This window comes from Streptomyces sp. NPDC058741 (assembly GCF_042746715.1).
Classification (GTDB): Bacteria; Actinomycetota; Actinomycetes; order Streptomycetales; family Streptomycetaceae; genus Streptomyces.
In genome coordinates, this window is record NZ_JBHYQH010000033.1 from 1 (window position 1) to 14,413 (window position 14,413).

The 14,413-nt window shown below is 71.1% G+C and carries 13 protein-coding genes; 4 read left to right on the forward strand and 9 right to left on the reverse strand.

Going from position 1 to position 14,413, the window contains the following annotated elements; all coding sequences use genetic code 11:
* The coding region (locus tag ACFW6P_RS23450; protein ID WP_386424682.1) for a helicase associated domain-containing protein at positions 1 to 101 on the forward strand (101 nt) is incomplete at its 5' end.
* Positions 102 to 274: 173 nt separating this feature from the next.
* Positions 275 to 1,336 (forward strand): hypothetical protein, encoded by a 1,062-nt coding sequence (locus ACFW6P_RS23455; protein ID WP_386424613.1) that lies wholly within the window; start codon positions 275 to 277, stop codon positions 1,334 to 1,336.
* 4 nt (positions 1,337 to 1,340) lie between these two features.
* Here the strand turns inward: ACFW6P_RS23455 and ACFW6P_RS23460 are convergent, their stop codons facing one another.
* Positions 1,341 to 2,264 (reverse strand): histidinol-phosphatase, encoded by a 924-nt coding sequence (locus ACFW6P_RS23460; protein WP_386424616.1) that lies wholly within the window; start codon positions 2,262 to 2,264, stop codon positions 1,341 to 1,343.
* Positions 2,257 to 2,616 (reverse strand): hypothetical protein, encoded by a 360-nt coding sequence (locus ACFW6P_RS23465; protein ID WP_386424619.1) that lies wholly within the window; start codon positions 2,614 to 2,616, stop codon positions 2,257 to 2,259. The genes ACFW6P_RS23460 and ACFW6P_RS23465 overlap by 8 nt, the downstream gene beginning before the upstream one ends.
* 202 nt (positions 2,617 to 2,818) lie before the next feature.
* On the opposite strand from ACFW6P_RS23465, the gene ACFW6P_RS23470 reads away from it, so the two are divergent.
* On the forward strand, positions 2,819 to 3,991 hold the full coding sequence (locus ACFW6P_RS23470) for a glycosyltransferase family 4 protein (protein ID WP_386424622.1): 1,173 nt from the start codon (positions 2,819 to 2,821) through the stop codon (positions 3,989 to 3,991).
* A gap of 5 nt (positions 3,992 to 3,996) precedes the next feature.
* On the opposite strand, the gene ACFW6P_RS23475 is transcribed toward ACFW6P_RS23470, so the two are convergent.
* Complete coding sequence (locus ACFW6P_RS23475) at positions 3,997 to 4,965, reverse strand: LLM class flavin-dependent oxidoreductase (RefSeq protein ID WP_386424625.1); 969 nt, start codon at positions 4,963 to 4,965, stop codon at positions 3,997 to 3,999.
* 93 nt (positions 4,966 to 5,058) lie between these two features.
* On the opposite strand from ACFW6P_RS23475, the gene ACFW6P_RS23480 reads away from it, so the two are divergent.
* Positions 5,059 to 5,961 (forward strand): glycosyltransferase family 2 protein, encoded by a 903-nt coding sequence (locus ACFW6P_RS23480; protein ID WP_386424628.1) that lies wholly within the window; start codon positions 5,059 to 5,061, stop codon positions 5,959 to 5,961.
* 59 nt (positions 5,962 to 6,020) lie between these two features.
* Here the strand turns inward: ACFW6P_RS23480 and ACFW6P_RS23485 are convergent, their stop codons facing one another.
* Genes ACFW6P_RS23485 through ACFW6P_RS23510 form a run of 6 tightly spaced genes read right to left on the reverse strand, consistent with a single transcriptional unit; the run spans position 6,021 to position 14,368 of the window.
* Positions 6,021 to 6,911, reverse strand: coding sequence for a fructosamine kinase family protein (locus tag ACFW6P_RS23485; protein ID WP_386424630.1), 891 nt, complete (start codon positions 6,909 to 6,911; stop codon positions 6,021 to 6,023).
* Between the two features lie 54 nt (positions 6,912 to 6,965).
* Positions 6,966 to 8,759, reverse strand: coding sequence for an ABC transporter ATP-binding protein (locus ACFW6P_RS23490; protein WP_386424633.1), 1,794 nt, complete (start codon positions 8,757 to 8,759; stop codon positions 6,966 to 6,968).
* Complete coding sequence (locus tag ACFW6P_RS23495) at positions 8,759 to 10,660, reverse strand: ABC transporter ATP-binding protein (RefSeq protein ID WP_386424635.1); 1,902 nt, start codon at positions 10,658 to 10,660, stop codon at positions 8,759 to 8,761. Before ACFW6P_RS23495 ends, ACFW6P_RS23490 begins: the two co-directional genes overlap by 1 nt.
* Before the next feature lie 18 nt (positions 10,661 to 10,678).
* A complete protein-coding gene (locus ACFW6P_RS23500) occupies positions 10,679 to 12,037 on the reverse strand; it encodes a thymidine phosphorylase (protein WP_386424637.1) in 1,359 nt (452 codons plus the stop codon).
* The gene (locus ACFW6P_RS23505) at positions 12,034 to 13,311 is read right to left on the reverse strand and encodes a DegT/DnrJ/EryC1/StrS family aminotransferase (protein WP_386424640.1); all 1,278 of its coding nucleotides are present in this window, start codon (positions 13,309 to 13,311) and stop codon (positions 12,034 to 12,036) included. The genes ACFW6P_RS23500 and ACFW6P_RS23505 overlap by 4 nt, the downstream gene beginning before the upstream one ends.
* Entirely contained in the window at positions 13,217 to 14,368 is a 1,152-nt protein-coding gene (locus ACFW6P_RS23510; RefSeq protein ID WP_386424642.1) for a Gfo/Idh/MocA family protein, read from the reverse strand. Before ACFW6P_RS23510 ends, ACFW6P_RS23505 begins: the two co-directional genes overlap by 95 nt.
* Positions 14,369 to 14,413: the final 45 nt, after the last annotated feature.

Here is a 14,413-nt window from a genome sequence, read left to right on the forward strand (position 1 = left end):
TCCGGCTCGGGGCATGGATCAACAACCAACGCAGCCGGACCGCAACGCTGTCCCCACAGCGGATCGAGCAACTCTCCACCATCGGCATGCGATGGTCGTGATGGGCGTCGTCGTCACCGGCGGAGAGCGCCGTTGTGCATGCCGGCTCGGTCTGCACGGCCATGTCTTCACCGGAACGGTTCGAGCCGCGACAATCAGGAGGTCGTGCGGTGTCGTTCGCTCCTGAAAGGCTGGACAGTTGCCCGAGCGGAACTGGCGGTTATCCATCGCGGTCATGACCCACGAGCTGCGGCTGGGCATGGCCGAGCGACTGCGGGACGCCCACCCGCACCTCGACATCCGTGTCGTCTGCGACAGCGGGCCGCTGGGCGAGCGTGGCTCACTGCGGTCCGCCCGCGGGGCGTGGGCCGCGGCGGCGCCCTGGGCGACCCATCATCTGGTGCTGCAGGACGATGTCCGGCTGACCGGCAACTTTCTCGATCTCGTGGGCGAGTTGATCGAGTACCGCCCCGAGGGTGTGTCCTCCCTCTTCGTCGAGTGGGGCTCTTGGACCGCCTCCGTGGCGCGCGTCGCGGCGCTCTGCGGGGCGGGCTGGGCCGAGGTCGTCGACGACTACGTGCCGACACAGGCCGTCGTGATGCCGGTGGCCCTCGCGAAGGACGTCAGCGCCTGGTTCGAGGAGGCGCTCGGCGGGGACGAGCCCGACGATGTCACGCTGCGCCGTTACCTCCGTTCGGCCGGCCTGACCCCGCAGGTCGCCGTGCCCAACGTGGTCGAGCACCGGGACGCCACCAGCCTGACCGGCAACAGCCGTCACGGCATGCGCTGCGCCACCTGCTGGACCGCGGGCGTCACCTCCTTGTCCGGGGTCGACCCACGGCGGTCGGTCACGGGCATCGACGCGGTTCCCGTGTTGGCCTGGTGGGGCGAGCCCGGCGCCTACTTCCGTTTCCGCGACCCGACGACGGAGGAGGGCTGGCGCAAGGTGCCGGCTCTGGCGGCGCTCGCGGATCTCGGCTTCGGCGAGGACCACGTCCTGCGGCTCGCCGGCGACGCCCTGCGCCGGGAACGCGACATGGGACACGCGCGGCGGCTGATCGGCGAGCACCTGCTGTCCGAGCTGTGGCTCGCCGCGTTCGGCCTCGGCGTCTGTGCCGCCGCTGCCGGGGCGTCCCCGGCGGGGGAAGGCATGGAGACCCGGGTGGGGCGCCGCGCGCTGGGCACCATGGCGCTGGGCGCGGTGCGCAACCGCGTACCGCGCCCGCTGTTCGCCAAGGCCGCCGCGGTCCTGACGCCGGTGGTGCGCGACGCCGTTCGGGTGGGTCTGGCCGTCTGACGGCTCACGAACCGTCCGATGGCGGCCAGGCGCCGTCGTCGTCCGGGTCGGGCAGGGGCACGAGTTCCGGCTCGGCCCCGGTGCCGAACTTCAGTCGGCTGCGGTGTCCGGCGGCGCGTGCGTAGCGGACGAGCGTGCGGAACCGGTCCGCTGCCTGGTCCGGGTAGTGGGCGTCGCTGGCCAGGGTGATCGGCACGCCGGCCTCGTGGCACATCCGCAACAGGGTCGGCGCCGGATACGGTTCCCCCGCCTCGTACCGAAGACCCGCACTGGACACCTCGAACGCCACGCCGCCACGCCGTGCGGCGTCGACCACGCGGCGGTACAGGTCGACGGGCTCCTCCTCGCAGCGGTGACCGAACTTCTTCACCACGTCGGGGTGGGCCAGCACCTGGACGATGCCGGATTCGGCGAGGTCCGCGACGAGCCGGAAGTAGTCCTCGTACGAACGCCGCACCCCGCGGCGCTCGAACTCGTCCGTCATCCCGTCGTGGTCCACGGCCCAGGAGCCGATCCAGTGCACGGACCCGATGAGATAGTCGAACGGGTACGAGGCGAGGATGTCGAGGATCTTCTCCATCCGGCCGGGCAGGAAGTCGACCTCGAGCCCGAGCAGCACCGGAAGCCCCCGGTCCCGGGCGCCCAGGACGGCCTCGGTGTAGCGGTCCAGACGGAGATTCAGCTCGTCGTAGTAGTACCGGCGGGACCGCTCGGAGAGATCGGCCGACTCACCGGTGTCCCAGAACCCCGCAGCGACGGGTTCCAGGTCCACGAAACGGTGCATGTGCTCGGTGAAGCCCACCTCGGTCGCGCCGCGCGACAGGGCCCGCTCCACATACGCGTCGACGTGCCCCTTCGGATACACGCCCGGCGGCGGGCTGTCCGGGCGGGGCGTGTGCGGATGGAGATGGACGTGATAGTCACCCATGCCGCTCGGCCGTCCTGCCGGAGAACCGCGCCTCGTACCGGTCGAGCGTCGCGGCGAACTCGGCGCCCGCGTCCAGCCCGGCCGCGTCCGCGAAGCCGAACAACGCGAACAGGACGTCGCCGAACTCCGACCGCACCTGGTCCGAGGGCGGGGCGCTGGTGGCCGAGGGCGCGTACCCGCAGTTCTTCAGGTAGGCGCCGGCCAGCTCCCCCAGCTCGGCGGATGCGTCGAGCAGGGCGACGTCCGCGGTGACCGGCATGTTCACACGCCGGCGGAACGCCCCGGTCAGCTCCTGGCACTCGGTGAGGGTCGCGTCGGCCGGAGGTCCGGCCGGAAGCGCGTCGCTGATCATCGGTAGTGACCTCGCCTTCGTACGGGAAGGGCATGGCGGAGCAAGGCCGCTCGGCGGCCCGTACATCAGTACCACGTGTGCGTGGACGCGGTGTTCCGAATATGTGAACCGGCTGATCGAAAAGGGCCCGGCGACTCCGCGTAAGGCCATGGGGAAGGGGGCATGGATCGGCGCGGGATGATGTCGGCGGTAACGGAGTGACATGAGAGTGTTGATGATCGCCTCCAGCTTTCACCCCACCATCGGAGGTGCGGAGACGTACGCGCATGTGATCGCGGAAGGGCTCGCCGGCCGGGGGCACGACATCATGCTGGTGACCGACGCGCCGCGGGAGGACCCGGCCGGCCGGGCGGTCGAGGGGGATCCACGTGGGGTGACGGTCCACCGGCTCACCGGGTACCGGGAACTGCTCGCGGACGCCAGCAAGGTGTTGTGGGAGCAGATGGCTTTCTCGCTGGCACCGGAACTGGCCTCCAGTTCCGAGGAGTTCGGGCCGGACCTGGTCTTCACCAACACCCTCGACGCCGCCCTGGCCGGCAAGTGGATCGCGGTGGACCGGGACATACCGTGGGTGGCGACCTTCCATGAACACGAGCCGGAGGCGCAGCCCCTGGGCAGTGCCCGGCTGCGGGTCGTCCACGAGATCCTGCGCCCCTCGCTCGTGCTGGCCTGCGCGGAGAACTACGCCGACCGCGCCCGCCGGCACGGATCGGCCGCAGTCACCCGGCTGATCCCGCACGGGGTGGACACGGAGAGATTCCGCCCGGACCGGGACACGGACCGGATCCGCCGGCGCTACGGATACGGCCCGGACGACCTCGTCGTCGTCTGCGCCGCGCAGCTCAAGCCGCGCAAGGGGATCCTGGAGCTCATCCGGGCGTTCTCGCCGGTGCACACCCGGCTGCCCCGCACCCGGCTGCTGATCGCGGGCGCCGTCAGTTCCTCCTCGGGCGACTATCCGGGGAAGCTGCGAGAGGAGATCGACCGGCTCGGGATCGGTGAGGCGGTGCGCATCGACAGTGAGGTGACGTTCCACCGGATGCCCGACGTGCTGGCCCTGGCCGACGTCGTCGCCCAGCCCAGCACCGGGGAAGGGCTGAGCCTGGTCATGCTTGAGGCCATGAGTTCCGGACGGCCCCTGCTCACCTGCGACTTCCCGGGCATCGACGAACTGGTGCGGGACCGGCGATCGGCCTTCCTCGTGCCGTCCCCGGATCCCTCCCACCTCGCCGACGCGCTGTTCGAGCTGCTCTCCGACGAGTCGCTGCGCCGCCGCACGGGCGAGCTGGCTCGCGAGCAGGTTCTGACGCACTTCACGCTCCAGAGGATGGCCGAACGGACGGAGAAGGCCCTGCTCGCCACCCTGGACCGGTAGCCGCGTCACCCCCGCAGCCGGGTGGGCACCTCGCTCAGCCTCTTCAGCGCTTCGGCACCATCGACGGCCGCCACCTGCAGGGCCAGTACGTCGGGGGAGATCCCGTCGATGATCCCCTGGCACAACTCCACCACCCGGGAGACGTCGTCGTAGCGGGGGAACCGCTGGAGGACGCCCTCACGGCCCATCGCGTCGGCGTCCTCGCGCAGCCGGCGCGGGCTGCCCTCCTGGAGCCGGCGCGGGGTGCGCATTCCGCGCCAGGGCCGCAGGGCCTCCCATGCCTCCGCGTCGCTGCGGGCGAAGACGAGGAAGCAGGTGAGGACGACCCTCGGCGGCCGGCGGCCGGCCGCCGCCGCGGCCTTACGGGCCACGTCGACGACGGTACGCCGGGTATGGCCGACGTCCTTCACCGACGTGATCACGCCGTCCGCCAACCGCCCGGCGGCCTCGGCCGACCTCGGCCCCGACGCGGCCAGCAGAACGGGGACCGGCCCGGGGGGCGGACTGTGCAGCTTCATCGACGACAGGGGGTAGTACGGCCCGTCGGAGCCCACCTCGGCGCCCGCCAGCAGCGAATCCATCAGCCGCAGGGCCTCCTCGGTACGCGCGAGCCGCTCGCGGTACGGCGGCAGGGACCCCACCAGGGGCTGCTCGTTGACCGCCTGCCCCATACCGACGCCCAGTTCGAACCGGCCGCCGCAGATCCGCCCGACTGTCGCCGCCGCCTGCGCCACGAGCACCGGATGCATCCGGAACAGCGGGCACACGGCCGCCGTCATCAGCGTCGCCGTCCGCGTGGACGCGGCCAGCGCGCCCAGCGTCGCCCAGCTGAATCCGGCCGCTCCGCCGACGTCCGTCCAGGGCTGGAGATGGTCGGACACCAAGAGCGCGTCGAAGCCGGCTGATTCGGCGAGCACTCCCTGCTGTATCAGCGCTTCGGGCTGCCATTCCTCATGCGCCAGAAACCATCCCATTCGGACATTCGGCCTCACACGTCCTCCTCACCGCACGGGCCGTCGCGGAGTACGGCACCACCTTGACAGAACACCCGGGACGCCCAGAAAGTAATGGGCGTGACTTTACGCTTCGTTTCCGTGGTGGGCGGCGACATTTCCCTGCTGCCCTATTCCTTGAATCATTATCGGGAACTGGGGGTCGAAAGCTTTCATGTGATACGCCACGTCGAAAGCCGCGCAGACCCGACGCTGGGTCCTTCCGTGGAAATGATGCGGGAGGCCGGACACGAATTCGCCGACATCTGCGTGGCCCCGTGGCACGAGGATCTCAACGCCGCGCTCATCCGGAAGCAGATGAGCGCCTGGCCGGACGACTGGTGGATCGTCGCCGACCTCGACGAGTTCCATGTCTACGACAGATCACCGGCCGAGGTCGCCGCCTACTGCGAAGAGCACGGGTTCGACTTCGTCGAAGGGGCCTTCCTCGACCGGGTCAGCGCCGACGGCCGGCTCACCGGCCCGCTGCCGCACGGCGGGGAGCCACTGTGGGGCCAGTATCCGCTGGCCGGCCAGCTCACCCTCGGGCTGCTGGACGGCCGGCCGACCAAGGTGACTCTCGCCCGGGGCACGGTCGAACTCGATCTGGGCCAGCACTACGCCTGGACGGGCAGGGGCGTTCCCGTCGAGGAGATCTACGCCCAGGTCCACCACTTCAAGTGGACCGCCTCCGCGCGACCCCGGCTGACCAGGCGGGTGGCGGCCTACTCGTCGGGCGAGTGGCGCCTGCTGCACCGGTCGATCGTCGGGGAGTCGCAGCGGTTCCTCGATCATCTCGGGAAGAACGGCGGCAGGATCGACGTGGACGACCCCGGGTTCCGCTTCGCGCACTGCTCCCTCGACTACACGGACTACCCCGGCTGGGAGGACACGGGGCCCGCGCTGCGCCACCGGTTCCGCGCGTACGACGCCTCCCGCCGGGAGAAACGGCGTACCGCCGAGGCGGCCCTGGAGTAGGGCGGCGGCCCGGTACCGCCGGGTTCTCCGGGCAGGGGAGTCCGGCGGTGACACGCCGGTCACACCGTCGCCGGGCGGCCGTCCCGCCGGAACGGGGCGATGATGCTCCGTACGGCTTCCGCGGCTCCCCAGTCGTCGTCGTCATGGGCGATGACGCTCAGGAGTTCCCTGAGATGGAAGAGGTCCATCCGGTCCCGCCAGCCGTCGTCGATCCCGGTGATCTCCTCGTACACGGCGAAGAACCGGTCCGAGGCGGGCGGGCGCGGGGAGCACCACAGCATGCTGAGGTCGATTTCCGGCCAGTTGTAGGACACCGCGGGGTCGATGAGCACGGGCGCGCCGTCAGCGGTGGCGACGATGTTCTCCTGCCACAGATCGCCGTGGGTCAGGCACGGGGGCCGGTCCGGCACGAGTTCGGGCAGGGCCGCGCAGAGCCGTTCCAGAGCCTGCCGCTCCGCGGCGTCGAAGGCCGCCTCGACCAGGGGTTCCGGTAGCCAGCGCAGAATGCGCCGCTCCGCGAGGAACGCGTGGCCGTCGCTGTCCCAGGTGTTGTCCTGGCGCAGCCGGCCCAGCCAGCCCGGACGGTGCCAGCCGAACCGTTCGGCGGTTGTGGAGGTGTGCAGGGCGGCGACCGTGCGGGCGAGCCGCTCCCAGAAAAGCTCGTCGTCGCGGCGCGGCAGCATCTTCTCCAGCACGAGCAGCCGGGGAGAGGCGCACAGCACCTCCGGCGTGATCGCCCCGCCGGTTCCGCGGAGCTCCGTCAGACCTGCGGCTTCGACGGGAAAAATGTCCCGGTCCGGCCCGAGGAGTGTTTTCGCGAATACCTGGGAATCGTCCTCCAGGGTCACCAGTCCGGCGATTGCGACCACTCCGCCGGTGGCTTTCTCCACCTCTTTCGCCGTGTATCCCGCTTCGTGGAGACGCTTGATGAGTATCTCTTCGTCAGACACCCGGAAATCACACCACATTTTCCCCGTGCACACCAGGGAACCGTTCCGGACAGTTCATCGGTAGCCGCCGGCCTGAAGCGTGTACAACTCCGCGTAGAGACCGCCGCGCCGCAGCAGTGTGGCGTGGTCTCCGGATTCCGCTATCCGGCCACCCTTGACCACGACGATGAGGTCGGCCATTCCCACGGTGGAGAAACGGTGGGAAACCAGCAGCGTGATCCCGCCGTCGGCCGCCGATCTTCCGGCCTGAGCCGCATAGCGCTGGAAAAGGGCGTGCTCCGCCTCGGCGTCGAGGGCGGAGGCCGGTTCGTCCAGAACCATCAGAAGCGGCCCGTCCCGCATGAACGCGCGGCCGAGCGCCAGTTTCTGCCACTGGCCGCCGGAGAGTTCCGCCCCGTCGGTGTAGCTCCTGCCGAGACGGGTGGCCAGCCCCTCCGGCAGCGCGTCGGGCACACCGGCCGCCCGCGCGCGTGTCAGAGCCGTCCGCACGGCCTCCTCCGAGCCGGCACGGGGCAGATCGCCCACACCGACGGCCTGCCGGACCGTGAACTCGTACCGGACGAAATCCTGGAACGCGGCCGCGGTCCGGGCCCGCCACTTCTCGGGCGGTATCCGCCGAAGATCGACGCCGTCCACGAGAACGCTCCCGGCGGTCGGCCGGTAGAGCCCGCACAGCAGCTTGACGAGCGTCGACTTGCCCGCCCCGTTCTCGCCGACGACCGCGACCACGGAGCCGGCCGGCAGGTGCAGATCCACGTCCCGCAGTGACGGCCTCGCGGCACCCGGATACGCGAACGACAGCCCGCTCAACGTGATGCCGTGCCGCAGCCGTCGCGGCACCGCCGCCGCACGGGCCGCGGCGGGCGGCGGCTGTTCCGGTTCGCATGCCTGCCGCAGCTCCCGCATCCGCCGGTCCACCCCGGTCAGGCGCTGCAGATCGGGCACCAGCGCCACGGTCTGCGCGACCTGCGTGTTGGCCTGCGCGGCGAGCACGACGACCAGCACCACGTCGCCCACCGACTGTCGTCCGGCGACCGCCTGACGTAGCATCAGCAGCACCGCGCCCACATAACAGGCGGCGAACACCAGCTGGCTCAGGCCCCGCAGTACGGCGGCCCGGCGCTCCGCCCGCCACAGGATGTCACCGGCCCGCTCCCACAGCTCCGCGTGGCTGCCACGCGCCTCCTGCTCCAGCCGGTAGGCGAGAAGTTCCTTGGCGGAGGAGGCGTCGGTCGCCAGGCGGACCAGGTTGAGGGCGCGCCGGGTCGGTTCGGCGGCCGTGCCCCTGGCGTCGTCCATGAGCCGTTCGGCGTGCCGCCCCGCCAGCAGCGGCGGTACGGCGGCCAGCGGGAGCAGGAGCAGCAGCGGATGCAGCAGGGCCAGCACGACGACCGTGAGCAGCAGCCCGCAGCCGAGTCCGGCCAGGGACAGCAGCGCCTGCAGCGTGTTGCGGGTCTGCGCGACCTCTCGTTCCAGCACCCCGAGCAGGTCGGCGCGGCGCGGGTCCTCGTGGCTGTCCAGGCCGGCGGTCCCGTTGGCGAGGACGATCAGTTCGTCGCCGTAGTGCAGCATGTTCAGCTCGGCGAGCTCGAAGTACGCGATGTGCGCGAAGTGTCCGCAGGTGAGCGCGGCGACGAGCAGTACGGCGACCAGCACCCCCAGCGCCACCGCCCGCCCCGCCGCGCCCTGCTGGGCCGCGTCGACCAGCCCGCGCAGCCCCAGTCCCGCCAGGGGCATCGCGACGCCGCCGGCCAGCATCAGTCCGAGCGCTGTCAGCGTCCTGGCGCGGCTGTGCCGCCAGCACGTCCTCAGCAGGTCCGCGGACGCCCGGGGCAGACCGCCGCTCATCACCGTGCTCCCGGCAGGGGCGACGGGGGGCGCTTCTCGGTGAAACGGTACGCCTGGAGCCGGAACATCCGGGCGTACTCGCCGCCCGCGCGCATCAGTTCGCCGTGCGAACCCTGCTCGCTCACCCTGCCGCCCGACAGGACGACGATGTGGTCGGCGTGCCGCACGGTGGCGAAGCGGTGGGAGATCAGCACGGTGGTCACCCCGGGGCGGACGAACTCCTGGTAGAACCGGGCCTCGGCACGTACGTCCAGACTGGCTGTGGGCTCGTCGAGGATGAGGACCCCGGCGCCGTGCCGCAGCCGGAACAGGGCGCGGGCCAGCGCCACCCGCTGCCACTGCCCGCCGGACAACTCGGTGCCGCCGGTCAGGTGCCCGGCCAGCGGGGTGCCGAAGCCGCCGGGCAGCGCGTCCAGCACATCCGCCATACCGGCTTCGTCCGCCGCGGTACGGATCTCCCGCCGTGCCCCGGCGGTGTCCTTGTGGTGGACGCTGCCGTAGCCCACGTTGTCGAAGGCGCTGGTCTCGTACCGGTTGAAGTCCTGGAAGACGACCGCGACCTGGGACCGCCAGACCTCCGCCGGACAGTCCCCGAGCGGTGTGCCGTCCGCGGTGATCCGGCCCTCGTCGGGCTCGTACAACCGGGTGAGCAACTTGATCAGCGTGGTCTTCCCGGCGCCGTTGGCGCCGACGATCGCCGTGCACTTCCCGGCTTCGATCCTCATGTCGAGGCCCTCGAAGACGCGCTGCTCCCGGCCGGGGTAACCGAAGGAGACCCCGGAGAAGGCGATCTCCCGCCGGAGGTCGAGCGGCGGCGCCTGCGGGGTCTCCGGGTTGTCCGGCCGTGCCGGGTGACTGGCCACGCCCTCCTCGAACGCCGTCAACGCGTCATGGGCGTTCGTCCCGAGGATCGTCTGCATGTCGGACTCGGGGTAGAACTCACCGAGCCGGACGCCGATCAGCACGGCCTGCGTCGCCAGCGCCAGCCCGGTGAGCGTGGCCCCGCCCGCTCCGGCCGCCGCGACCGCCGCCAGCACCGTCGCCGTGACCACCAGGCCGAAGGCGGTGTACCGCAGATGGGGCCACAGCAGCAGGCGACGGCGCTCCGCCCAGGCCGGTGCCATCCACTCCAGGGCCACCGCGCGGTGCCGGTCGCGCAGCCAGCCGGCCAACCCGAAGATCCGGATCTCCTTGCCCGCCGCGGCGCGCGTGGCCAGATCCCGCAGATAGCGTTCCTCCCGCCGGCGCCCCACGAGCGACGCCCAGCTCGCCATGTGACCCCGCAGTCCGTGGCGGAGCGAGTGGCGCATCGCCAGCACGGCGACGCAGACCGCGAGCCCGGCGATCCAGGAGAAGCAGAACCCGATGACCCCCACACAGCCCGCCAGCTGCACCCCCCGCGCCAGCAGATGCAGCAGGCCGGCGCACGCCTTCCCGGGGCTGTCCGCGCCGGTCTCCAGCTCCCGCCGCGCCTCGCTGAGCCGCTCCAGCAGCCGGGGGTCCTCCAGCGGTCCGATGCCCGGTCCGCGCAGCGAGGCCGCGATGATCCGGTCGAAGAGCACCCCGTCCACCCGTCTGGCGACGAGCTCACCGAGCATCCCCTGCACCGGGGCGAGCACTTGCTGCGCGGTGAACGCGGCGGACGCCACCACGAACGCCGTCAGCACCCCCGACCACCGTGCCGAGCCGGTGCCCGCCTCCAGTGCGGCGGGCACCCGGCCCACCATCACACTGCTGCTGACCACGAACACCACGGGCAGTACGCCCAGCAGCACGTCGCAGGCCACCGTCGCCGCCACCGGACCGCGTCCGGCCGCAGGCAGCAGCCCCGCGATCCGCCGCAGCCCGGCCCGCCGCGCGCGGGGCGCCGCCCGGCCGGAACCGGTCAGGCGGCGCCCCATCGGGCACCTCCGCGCATCTCAGGCCGTTCCCGGCTCGAAGACCCGCTGCACGGTCGCCGGCGCGTCGACCCTCGTGTCACCGAGCCGGAACGCGGACTCCACCAGCGACCGGGCGGTGGCGACGTCACCGCCGTCGTAGCACAGCTCCGCGAGGACATCGCCCTTGTCGACGCGGTCCCCGACCCGGCGCCGCAACAGCACGCCGGCGCCGTGGTCCAGGGGCGCGTCGTACGTCAGCCGCCCCGCCCCGAGCAGCAGGCTCGCACGGCCCACGGAGCGGGGCTCGATCCCGGTGACCCAGCCCGATCCGGGCGCCGTGACCGTCATCCGCCGCCCGGCGGACGGCAGCCGCTCCGCCTCCAGCGCGGCGGCGTCCGCCCCCTGCGCGACCGCCCACCGCACGAACATCTCGTACGCCGACCCGTCGTCGAGGACCCGGTCGATCCTGGCCATGGCCTGCTCGTCGGTGAGCGCGGCGTCGACGCTCCGCAGCATCAGCCTGCAGACCGTCGCGCACAGGTCCCACAGTCCGGGGACGCGCTCCCCGCGGAGTACGGCCAGCGCCTGGCGGATCTCCAGCGCGTTGCCCACCGCGGGCCCGAGCGGCTGGCTCATGTCGCTCAGCACGGCCCGCGCGCTCAGCCCGAACTCGGCGGCCAGGTCGAGCATCGTGCGGACGAGCTCGGTCGCGCGGTCCCTTTCCTGGATCAGCGCTCCGGCGCCCGTCTTGACGTCGAGGACCAGCCCGTCGGCCCGTACGGCGAACTTCTTGCTGATGATGCTGGCCGCGATCAGCGGGATGCTCTCCACGGTGCCGGTGACGTCGCGCAGCGCGTACGTGGCGCCGTCACCCGGTGTCAGATCGGCGCTCTGGCCCGTGAGGACCATGCCGACGGAGGTGAGCATCGGCGCGATCTCCTCGATCGGGATCGTGGTCCGGAGTCCTTTGATCGACTCCAGTTTGTCGAGCGTGCCCCCGGTGAAGCCGAGGGACCGGCCGGTCATCTTCGCCACCGGGACACCGCACGCCGCGACCACCGGCACCACGATCAGCGTGGTGGTGTCCCCCACGCCGCCCGTGCTGTGCTTGTCCACGACCGGGCCGTCCACCCGGCTCAGGTCCAGCCGGCCGCCGCCGATGGTGTGGGCCCGCGTCAGGGCCGCCAGTTCCGCCGTGGACAGCCCCCGGCAGGCGACCGTCGCGAGCCAGGCCGCCATCTGGTAATCCGGAATCCGGCCGTGGACGTAGTCCGTGACGACGCCCTCGATCTCCCCGGCGTCCAGGACCGCTCCGGCGCGTTTGCGGTTGGTCGAGCCGATGACCCGGGCGGACGCCGCGGCGTCCTCGAGGTCACCGGCCGACGGGACGGGACTCATGCGGGCTCCTTCCGCGCTCCGGACGCCAGATGGGCGGCGACCTTGTCGGTGACGGCCCGTACGGCGGACAGGTACCGCTCGTCCTCCTCCTCGAAGCCCGCCGGGGCACAGGGCACCGAGATCTTGAAGGTGCGTGCCGCGAGACGCTCGGCCACCGGGAACTCCGTCCGCACACAGGCCCGGTCGTAGGTGGTCACCGGCGACATCGGATGCCGGAACAGATGCAGCGTGTGCAGCGGCGACGTCGCCTTCGGGATGTCGGCGTCGTCCAGCCCCTCGGCGTTGCACGCCGCCACCAGCCGGTCCCGGCCGCCCGGAACCCGGTCGGGATCGACGTCGAAGAGCAGCGCGTAGTGGGCCGAGGTCCGCTCCGGCGTCGACAGCGTCAGCGGCATGACCCCGTCGATCCGCCCGAAGAGTCCCGCGATCTCCTCCGCGAACACCTGCTTCCCCTTGATCCAGGACGGCAGTTCGGCGATCTGGCCCACCGCGAAGGCGATGCCCAGGGGATGCGCCCGGTACTTCAGGCCCAGACCGGTCACGGAGTACGGATAGAGCGGCCCCTGCGGATCCATCTCCTTCATCGCCCGTTTGTTGAAGTGCCCCAGCAACTGCGCCCGGTCGTACACTTCCCGGCTGCGGGTGGCCAGCACGCCGCCCTCGCCGGCGGCGACGAGCTTCTGGGTCTGCAGACTCCAGGCCGCGGCCGCGCCGAAGGTGCCGACGGGGCGCCCCCGGTAGGTCGCGCCGTGCGCGTGGGAGCAGTCCTCGACCAGTGCCAGCCCGTGCTCCTCGGCGAAGGCCACGACAGCGTCCATGTCACACGGCAGACCCCACATGTGCGTGATGACGACCGCTTTCGTGCGCTCGGTGACCAGCCCCGCAGCGGCCTCCGGGTCGAATGAGCCGTCGGGCCGGCAGTCGGCCAGCACCGGCAGCGCGCCCAGCTGGAACAGCGAGGCGGAAGTGGCGAAGAAGGTGTACGACGGGCAGAGAACCTCGTCGCCGGGGCCGAGGCCGATGCCGTAGAACGCCGAATGCAACGCCGCGGTACCGGAGTTGGTCACCAGACTGTACGGAAGGTCATGCGCGGTCGACCAGGCGTCCTCGAACTCCGCCACCACACCGGAGCGGTCGTACAGCGACAGCTTGCCGCTCTCCAGTTGTTTCAGAACGCGCTCAGACCACTCCGATCGCCGCTTCGGCCATGGATACTCCGTCGACCGGCTCAGTACCGGCTGTCCCCCGTCGATGGCCAGATCCAAAGCGGGCATTCTGAGTCTCCTCGTGCAGCGGTCGTACGGAGGTCTGTAGGGAAATGGAGCGGTAGAGCGACTCGATGGTGGCGGTGACGCGTACACCGTCCTGCACTTCGCGTTCGGTGAAGTCCGGGTCGGAGAGGTGGTCGAGCGTGCTCACCAGCACGCCGGACGCCGGATCCCAGGAACGTTCACCGGTCAGCCGCTCGACCAGGTGATGCGAGCGGTCGAACCGGTCGAGACGGTCCCGGGTGAGCTCGATGTGCCCGTCGGAACCGTAGACGCGTATCAACTCGCTCTTCCTGGACTCACAGAGCGAGAGACGGAGCACCCCGGTGACACCGTTCGGATAGGTCAGTGTCGACAGGGTGGTCTCTTCGATGTCGTAGGCGGCGTCCGGAACCAGCTTGGGCGCCGCGCTCGCGTAGACGAGTGACGGCATTCCGAAGAACCAGTGGAGCAGATCGATGATGTGGTACCCCATATCGATGATGGCCCCGCCGCCGGAGGTCTTCGCCTCGGCCCGCCAACCGGCCTGGTAGGCGTCGGTACTGAGCTGGTAGGTGGCGTCGAAGTGCCTGACGGCACCGATCCGTCCCAGCGCTTCCTTCGCCCCCAGGTACAGCGGGTGATGGCGCCGCTGGACGCAGAGCCTCAGGTGGCCGTCGTGTTCCCGGACGGCCGCAGCGAGATCCCGGGCCTCCGCCAGCGACAGGGCGAAGGGCTTCTCCTTCAGCACGGGGATACCGCGGCGGCACAGCTCCAGAGTGATCTCGTGGTGGGTGTGGTGCGGTGTGGCGACGATGACGAGGCCGGGGTCCACAGCGTCCAGCAGGGACGCGTGATCGGAGAAGAACCTCGGACGGGCGGCGTGTCCGTTCCTGGCGAGTGCCTGCGTCAGACGCGTTTCCGCGGCCGGATCCACATCGCACGCCGCGACCAGTTCGATGCGTGAGGACAGGCCGACGAGGGCGGGTACGTAGTCGTCCACGGTCCTGTGGCCGGCGCCGATGACGGCACAGCGAATGACAGGTGAGCCTGGCAAGTTGACCGACCCCTTCCAGCGAATCATGTGACATTCATGGAGAAACTTCAGCCGGTGAGCAGGAGAGGGCGC